The sequence below is a fragment of the Methylophaga sp. genome (genome assembly GCF_965655755.1).
GTDB lineage: Bacteria > Pseudomonadota > Gammaproteobacteria > Nitrosococcales > Methylophagaceae > Methylophaga.
Genome location: NZ_CBFHHW010000002.1, coordinates 58,039 through 65,283, shown reverse-complemented (window position 1 = coordinate 65,283; position 7,245 = coordinate 58,039). Strand labels below are relative to the sequence as shown.

Here is a 7,245-nt window from a genome sequence, read left to right as displayed (position 1 = left end):
ACCGGAGTGAATTTAGTGTGAGATTTTTTGCAATGAATTTACGTACTACTCAACATTTTTAATGAGGCTATCGGGCGTGCTCGCTATAGCTTCAAGAATGAAATCTTTGAATATAATGGGGATAGTTAAGGTGCTAACCAACTTTGGGAATGAATGGAGCCAACAAATGGAAACGTTATCAATATTCAATATTAATGACTGTTCGTAAAGTCATATGAGAAAATAGATGAATAAGCAGGGCGAAACTTATTTTCGCCAGAGATTTATTACTTTGTCACTTTCTCAGCGAGAAAACCCGAATTTTTTTAATGATTAGGAATCGTTATGGACAAGTTTTATTGTACTTGTGCCAATTCTTCAGCAAGTAAAATAGCCAGCTTATCCAAGTTTTCGCCCAACGCTCGAACCAGAGCCGGATAGCCGGGCTTGTTGAGCTTTGTGCCAAGTTCAAAGCGATTTAAAACCATTATTTCACCTTGCTTATTTTGCAGCTGCCATTGACCACTGGTCAAAGCCAGGCCGTCGTATCGACCATGAAAAGCATTGATTTCAAGTAATAAACGTAAATCAGCTGATGTTTCTGGCCCAACAATGATGAAATTGTGCTGTTTCTGGTTAAGCCTTTCACGAAGATTACGATTGATTTGGCGACCTAGTTCTTCAGCCCATAAATGGTTTTTAGCCTGATTTAACGTAATGTCGTCCAGTTGTAAAATCAGACCCGCTTCATCCAGGAAATCAGCCAGCTGTACCTCCGTGATTTGCAATAAACGACTTGAATCAACCTTATTCAATGGTGTTGCGACTCCGTCAGGCGCTGGCAAAAAATAACGCTGGCTCTCAACCGAGGTGGTAGCACAACCTGCTAATAGAATAATCAGAACAACGCTAAGGTAAGATTTAAATGTCATCAAAATACAACCTGCTCGAATTAGGGGTTGGCCGCCGGCGGCTGTGGATCATCTACCGGTGGAGAATTAAAGATCAACGCATTGGGCTGATCGCTTAATGTACGGGCAAAAGGTTGGATATCACGCACTAGTTTGTCCAGTCTTTGCAGGGTTTGGTTAAGCGCCTGATATCCCTCAGACTCGGGTGATAACCCTTTAATCGCATCACGTAATTCTGCCAGCGTCTTATTGATATTTGCCGGCACTTTTTGTGTTGCTGGATCTGTAATCAAATTGTTAATACTGCCGGTCAAATCACGAATTTCCTGCAACAATGCTTCGGATTGCTGCATACTTTTATCCATACCCTTCAGAACAGGTTCAACTTCCAGCGCATTCAGTTTATCGAGTAAACTCGACACTCTCTGTTCAATTTGAGCGAGACCTGCGGGTGTGGTTGGTATGACAGGGCGCTCTTCAAATGTTGAAGCAACATAAACGTCCGTATTCTCTCGCTGAAAATTCAAATCGACAAATAAATTGCCCGTCAGTAAATTGCCTGACTTCAAAGTGGCTCTGAGTCCATTACCAATCATATTCCCAATTCTGTCACGCCATTCATCACGGTCGAACTTTTCTTGTTCACCCAGGCGCTGTGGCTCTATACGAATCAACACAGGAATAGCAAAATTTTCACGAACGGGACGTTCTGGCGAACTAAAACGCCACGGTACTCTCCCCACCGTGCCGACTCGAAGTCCACGAAATTCTACAGGGGCCCCCTCAGCAAGGCCTCGTACGGTGTCTTCAACCAGCAGCACATATTCAATATAGTCACTGAATATCCCCTGACGGGCACTCTCTTCATCGGGGAATAATTGATAAACCCCATCTGCGTCCTGATCGGGTTTCTTAGCCGGGAGGTCTTCTAAAACACCGAAGGTCACACCACCGCTTATCAAGGCTTCCAGTGAAGCAACATTGACCTCGAAGCCTGAAGAGCTAAGTTCCAGATTGATGCCTTTTGCTGACCAAAAACGGGTATTACTGTTAATCAAAGAATCGTAAGGACTTTCGATAAACAACTTATGAAATACCTGTCGCGTATTTTCATCAAACTCAGCTGTTTCCACCCGACCGACGGTATAGCCCTGATAGGTGACCGGATCACCGCTACGAACGGAGTTACCAAGCTGGCTGATTAATTTAATACTAATGCCTTCACTACCATCGAGTGCCACCGGTGGTTGTTCTAAAACCTCAAACTCACTGCGACGCTGTTCTGATGTGCCTGGGTGAAGTTGAATATAAGCACCCGATAACACCGTACCGAAACCACTTATGCCCTCACGACTAATACGCGGTTTAACAACCCAGAAACGCGTATCTTCAACCAGAACTTCCTCAGCATCGTGATTAATCCGTGCCAAAATCACAGCATGGCTCAGATCGTCAGATAACTTAATTTCTTCAACTCGACCAATATCGACATTACGTGTTTTTATTTTGGTTTTACCCGCTTCAATGCCACCGGCATTCGTGATGGTCAATGTCACCAGCGGTCCTGTATTCCGGTAACTATCGACGATCAGCCAGACACCAATCAAGAGTGCGACCAAAGGAATAATCCAAATAGGAGAGAGTCGTGATGCTTTAATTGTCGAAGCCTGATGTAAATCAGTATCCTTTGATTGTTCGGCTGAACGGGTCTCACTCATTAACAGGATCCTTGAAAGCTGAAGGTGACCTTTGGCTGGGCTTATCCCAAATCAGTCGTGGGTCAAAGCTGATAGCTGCGAGCATGCTCAATATTACCACTGAAGCAAAGGCTAGCGCCGCCGGCCCTGGATTGATAGACAGTAAATTGCCACCGCGGATCAACGCAACCAATAGCGCGACCACGAATACATCAACCATTGACCAACGACCAATGAACTCAATGACGCGATACATCCGCACCCGACTTAAATGGGTGGTTTCACTATTTTTACCAACACGTAAACACAACCATCCGAGTGCTAATATCTTGCCAACAGGCACGATGATACTGGCAGTAAAAATGACCACAGCAATTGGCCAGGAACCTGTGTTGATCATATCAACCACACCACCAATAATTGTTTTGGGCTGAGTTTGCCCTAGACGGGTGCTATACATAATCGGGTAGAGATTGGCCGGAATATACAACACACTGGCAGTTATTAATAAAGCCCAAGTACGTTGCAAAGATTGAGGTAAACGAAGCTGTAATCGTTCTCCACAGCGCTCACAAAAAGTACTACCCATAGCAGGATAACGTTGCAAAATCCCACATGTAACACACGTAGTTAGGAGTTGGGAAGAGGCTGTCTGGCCCGTTTTGGTGCCCTCAGGAGCAAGTGGTTCACTGGCAATCGCAAACCACAGCCAATCATCATCGAGCGAGTGCATTGTCAGTAATAATAAAAGAGCAAAACTACAAAATGCCCAGAAGCCGGTATCAAGATGAATATCGGCACCACTGGAAATTTTAAACAGACTGACCAAAGCCCCGAGAATGAATACATCGGCCATCATCCATGGATGAAGATGTTTAAGTGAACGGGCGATATGTCGACTAAAGTGAAGCGGTCGACCTTTTAGTAATCCTATTTGAAGCCAAATGACACAGAAAAGATAAATCGTTGGCAAGATAACCACCGTCAATGCGACCAACATTGCTATCAGCGGTTGATCAAAGCTGAGTAATTGCGTTGTTGTCTGGCTGAGGTGAATATTCTGCCCTATACCCAACGCATTGAAACTGACAAAGGGAAAATAGAGTGATAAGGCCAGCGCTAATGAGGCACTCAGTGCCAAAGCCATACTGCGTTGAACCGGCCGAAAATGACGCTTGACCAATGTGTATTGACATCGTGGACAAACAGCCACTTCACCGGGTCTTAATGCGGGTAGAGCAACAACCCAATCGCATTCCTGACAGGCACGAAGTCGCCGTCGACGGCTTCGTGATTCTGGCGAGCCGGGCTCAATGTGGCGAAAAATAGGTGTTTTTTGCTTAAACAGCAAACCGAATACCCGTTATGACAATGAAATGATTATAGCGTGACAGCGTTGTCGGTTTTGCACCATGAACTCGTCAGAAAGAACAACTTATGCAAAAAATCATCTGTAAGTCCGACCGAAAGACAATATTTATGTTAAAAAGTAGCTTTAAATCATAAGCCTAGGAGTCAAACTTAATACTTTTTCCTGTGGTATTGCTCTTAATGTAAGGCATATCAGCCAGTCCTTTTAATCAGCTATTGGACTTGCTATTTGCGTTATGCCTGCCATCTAACATCTGGCTGCCATTCATCCAGCCAGGTAGAAATATCCTCCACAGGCATTGGCCTCGCAATGCCATAGCCTTGAGCTAATTCACACCCCAGTCCTAATAAAGCTACTCCGTGATCAATTGACTCCACACCCTCAGCAATCACATCACGCTTGAATGAACCAGCCAGGGCTATTACCCCCTTAATAATAGTAAGGTCATCATTATCGACCAGCATATCTCGCACGAAGCTTTGATCGATCTTAAGCAATGCTGCAGGCAGATGTTTGAGGTAAGTAAGCGATGAGTAGCCCGTGCCAAAATCATCAATCGAGAATTTTACACCCTGGGAAATACACGCATTCATAATTTCTGAAACGTGCTGTACATCGTCTAAGGCACTCGTTTCTAGTACCTCCAGCTCTAGATAGCAGGGGGCAACATCGGGATAATTTGCAAGCAAAATGGCGAGTCTATCCGGGAAGTTAGACTGCTCTATCTGAAGGGCGGCAATATTCACGCTAATGTTTGCTGAGTAGTTAGAGTGCGATTGTTGCCAAATACTGATTTGGGTTAGTGCCTTATCAATAACCCATTCCCCTAACTCGATACTTAGTGCGTTATTTTCAATCGCAGGCAAAAATTCATTTGGGGTTAAGAGGCCTCGTTGTGGATGCTGCCAACGTATTAACGCTTCAAAACCAATCACTTCGCCCGTCCGCATATTGACCTTGGGCTGATAATGCAACACAAATTGCTGCTTATCCAGAGCATCTCGTATTGATTCCAATTTTTCGCGATGCAGTCTATTGGCAGCAACATAAGCCGTGTCATATTCGTAATAACGGTTCTTCCCTTGCTCCTTGGCTGTATACATAGCCTGATCAGCATGACGTAAAAGCAGCTCTGCATCCACGTTATCCTGAGGGTAAAAAGTGACGCCGATACTGGCCGATACAGTTAATCGTAGATTGCCGATTGAAACGGGTTCCGAAGATACGAATAATAAGCGCTCTAATATGGCATCAGCATTCTCAATTTTTGCTAAATCAGCTAATACAGCGACAAACTCATCACCGCCAACCCGGGCTAATGTATCGCCTTCCCGTAACTCTTCTTTTATCCGTTTGGCAAGAGTAATTAATAACTCATCTCCCACATCATGACCATGCAAATCATTAATGTGTTTAAAGCCATCCAAATCGATAAATAAAACAGCAAGTGACTGATTATGGCGTCTGCTTTGCAACAAAGTCTGAGTTAGGCGGTCAGCGAGTAGGGCGCGGTTAGGCAGGTGGGTTAACATGTCATAATTAGCCACCATTGAAAGCTCAGTCTGATGTTCTTTTATTTGAGTAATGTCAGTCAGTAAAGCGACATAATGGCTGATTTCCTGATCCGCATTTTTTACTGTACTGAGAGTAAGCGTTTCCGCATACATTTGACCATTTTTACGTTTATTCCAGACCTCACCCGACCAGGAGCCTTTTGTATTAATTGAGTGCCACATCGCCGCATAGAATGCGGGTGACTGATGCCCCGACTGAAGAAAACGAGGGTTCTTACCAATCACTTCTTCCCGACTATAACCTGTAATAGCAGTAAAGGTGTCGTTAACATCAATTATATTTCTTTCCGCATCAGCGATAACAATCCCCTCACCAGCATGTGTGAAGACGGTGGCAGCTAAGTTTAGCTTTTCTTGCGATTGCTTTCTTTCTGTAATGTCAGTATGGGTGCCGACAACACGAATCGGCTTACCGGCACTATCGCGTTTAATTACCTGCCCACGGTCTAAGATCCATATATAACTGCCATTCTTGCAACGTATGCGATGTTCATTCGTATAATTTGTTTTGTAGCCATCAAGATGGGGTTGCAGGTCAGCCATAACGTCTGGCATATCTTGAGGATGTACGCGACTAGCCCATTCATCAAGTTCAGTGCCAATTTCGTCCTCGTTATAACCCAGCATAGTCTTGAAACCTTTAGAAAACCATACTGTGTTGGTGGGCACATCCCAGTCCCACACCCCATCACCTGTGGCTTCCATAGCAATGCGCCAGCGTTCTTCGCTCTGTTCTATGGTCTTCAACTGACGAAAAGACAACCAAAAAAGGAGACCACCAGTCGTTAATACGTAAAACCAGCCCTTAATCGTTTGTAAATAAGCCACATCCCCTTTATCAGCAAAAAGATATAAGAGAGCCACATCTGAGATAAGAATCCATATAGCGCCTAGGCTCACATAAATTAATGCTATTTTTATAGCCGGTTTCAATATGTTATTCATCAGTGGGGTCCATCTGCTATTTATAATTTGAGTGTCTATCGGCAGCTAAGTTTAGCTATTCAATCTAACGCTAAAGTCGAAGGTTTATAGTACTTGGATGCCACAATTCTGATTGTATGCTCTATCAATATGAATACAAAACTTATCGTTATAAGTGGTCATACTTTTCGTTATACATACACACCATCTCAAATGGCAGAGGACTTTTTATTCGACACTTTAAATGTCCGCAAAGGCGGCCACCAAAAATGTAACAGGGAAGAGCCCAGCTATTCGAGCAGTTAATAAAAATACCGGTGTTAGCATAACCCCAGTTCCTGGAGCTGTTGAAATGAGACAAGAGAGGCTGTTTGTTGATAATGCGTTTCATGATCTTGTGATGCTTGCATCCATTACTTCTTCTCGGCTTTCAGCAGAACTTTAAAATAAGGTAGAGAGTCATTTAAAACCACATACGGACACCGAGTACAACGCCAAACTCTGAATCATCTTTACCTTGGGCCTCTTCTATGTCGGCCGTTTCTGCAAAAGACTGGCGCCAATAGGCACCGATGTATGGTGCAAATTCTCGACTTAATTCGTATCGATAACGAAGCCCTAGTTTCACTTTATTGAGTCCTCGGGGGCGATCGTAATCAAGTGCATCCGTCAAAGCGGCCGTCACCTCCAATCTTGGCTGAAGATATGACACCTGGGTCAGGCGTAAATCATATTCAGTCTCTAAACTCGCTGCTATATCGCCATCTTCATTAACGGTTAATGAACTA

5 protein-coding genes are annotated in these 7,245 nt (G+C 44.1%); all 5 read right to left on the bottom strand.

Annotated elements, in window-relative coordinates:
• Nucleotides 1-335 precede the first annotated feature (335 nt).
• Nucleotides 336-911: a PqiC family protein gene (locus tag ACTF5U_RS01175; protein WP_438969798.1), complete on the bottom strand. Its 576-nt coding sequence runs from the start codon at nt 909-911 to the stop codon at nt 336-338.
• Nucleotides 912-931: 20 nt separating this feature from the next.
• A complete protein-coding gene (gene pqiB / locus ACTF5U_RS01170) occupies nt 932-2,608 on the bottom strand; it encodes an intermembrane transport protein PqiB (protein WP_438969797.1) in 1,677 nt (558 codons plus the stop codon).
• A complete protein-coding gene (locus ACTF5U_RS01165; protein WP_438969796.1) occupies nt 2,601-3,938 on the bottom strand; it encodes a PqiA/YebS family transporter subunit in 1,338 nt (445 codons plus the stop codon). The genes pqiB and ACTF5U_RS01165 overlap by 8 nt, the downstream gene beginning before the upstream one ends.
• Nucleotides 3,939-4,192: 254 nt before the next feature.
• A complete protein-coding gene (locus ACTF5U_RS01160) occupies nt 4,193-6,478 on the bottom strand; it encodes a bifunctional diguanylate cyclase/phosphodiesterase (RefSeq protein WP_438969795.1) in 2,286 nt (761 codons plus the stop codon).
• Between the two features lie 442 nt (nt 6,479-6,920).
• Nucleotides 6,921-7,245: copper resistance protein B (locus ACTF5U_RS01155; RefSeq protein WP_438969794.1), on the bottom strand; the 325-nt coding region annotated here is incomplete at its 5' end.

Bases quoted from the DNA above. Each gene is read 5' to 3' on its own strand.
- ACTF5U_RS01160 (WP_438969795.1), bottom strand. From the start codon at position 6,478: ATGAATAACATATTGAAACCGGCTATAAAAATAGCATTAATTTATGTG.
- ACTF5U_RS01175 (WP_438969798.1), bottom strand. From the start codon at position 911: ATGACATTTAAATCTTACCTTAGCGTTGTTCTGATTATTCTATTAGCA.
- pqiB (WP_438969797.1), bottom strand. From the start codon at position 2,608: ATGAGTGAGACCCGTTCAGCCGAACAATCAAAGGATACTGATTTACAT.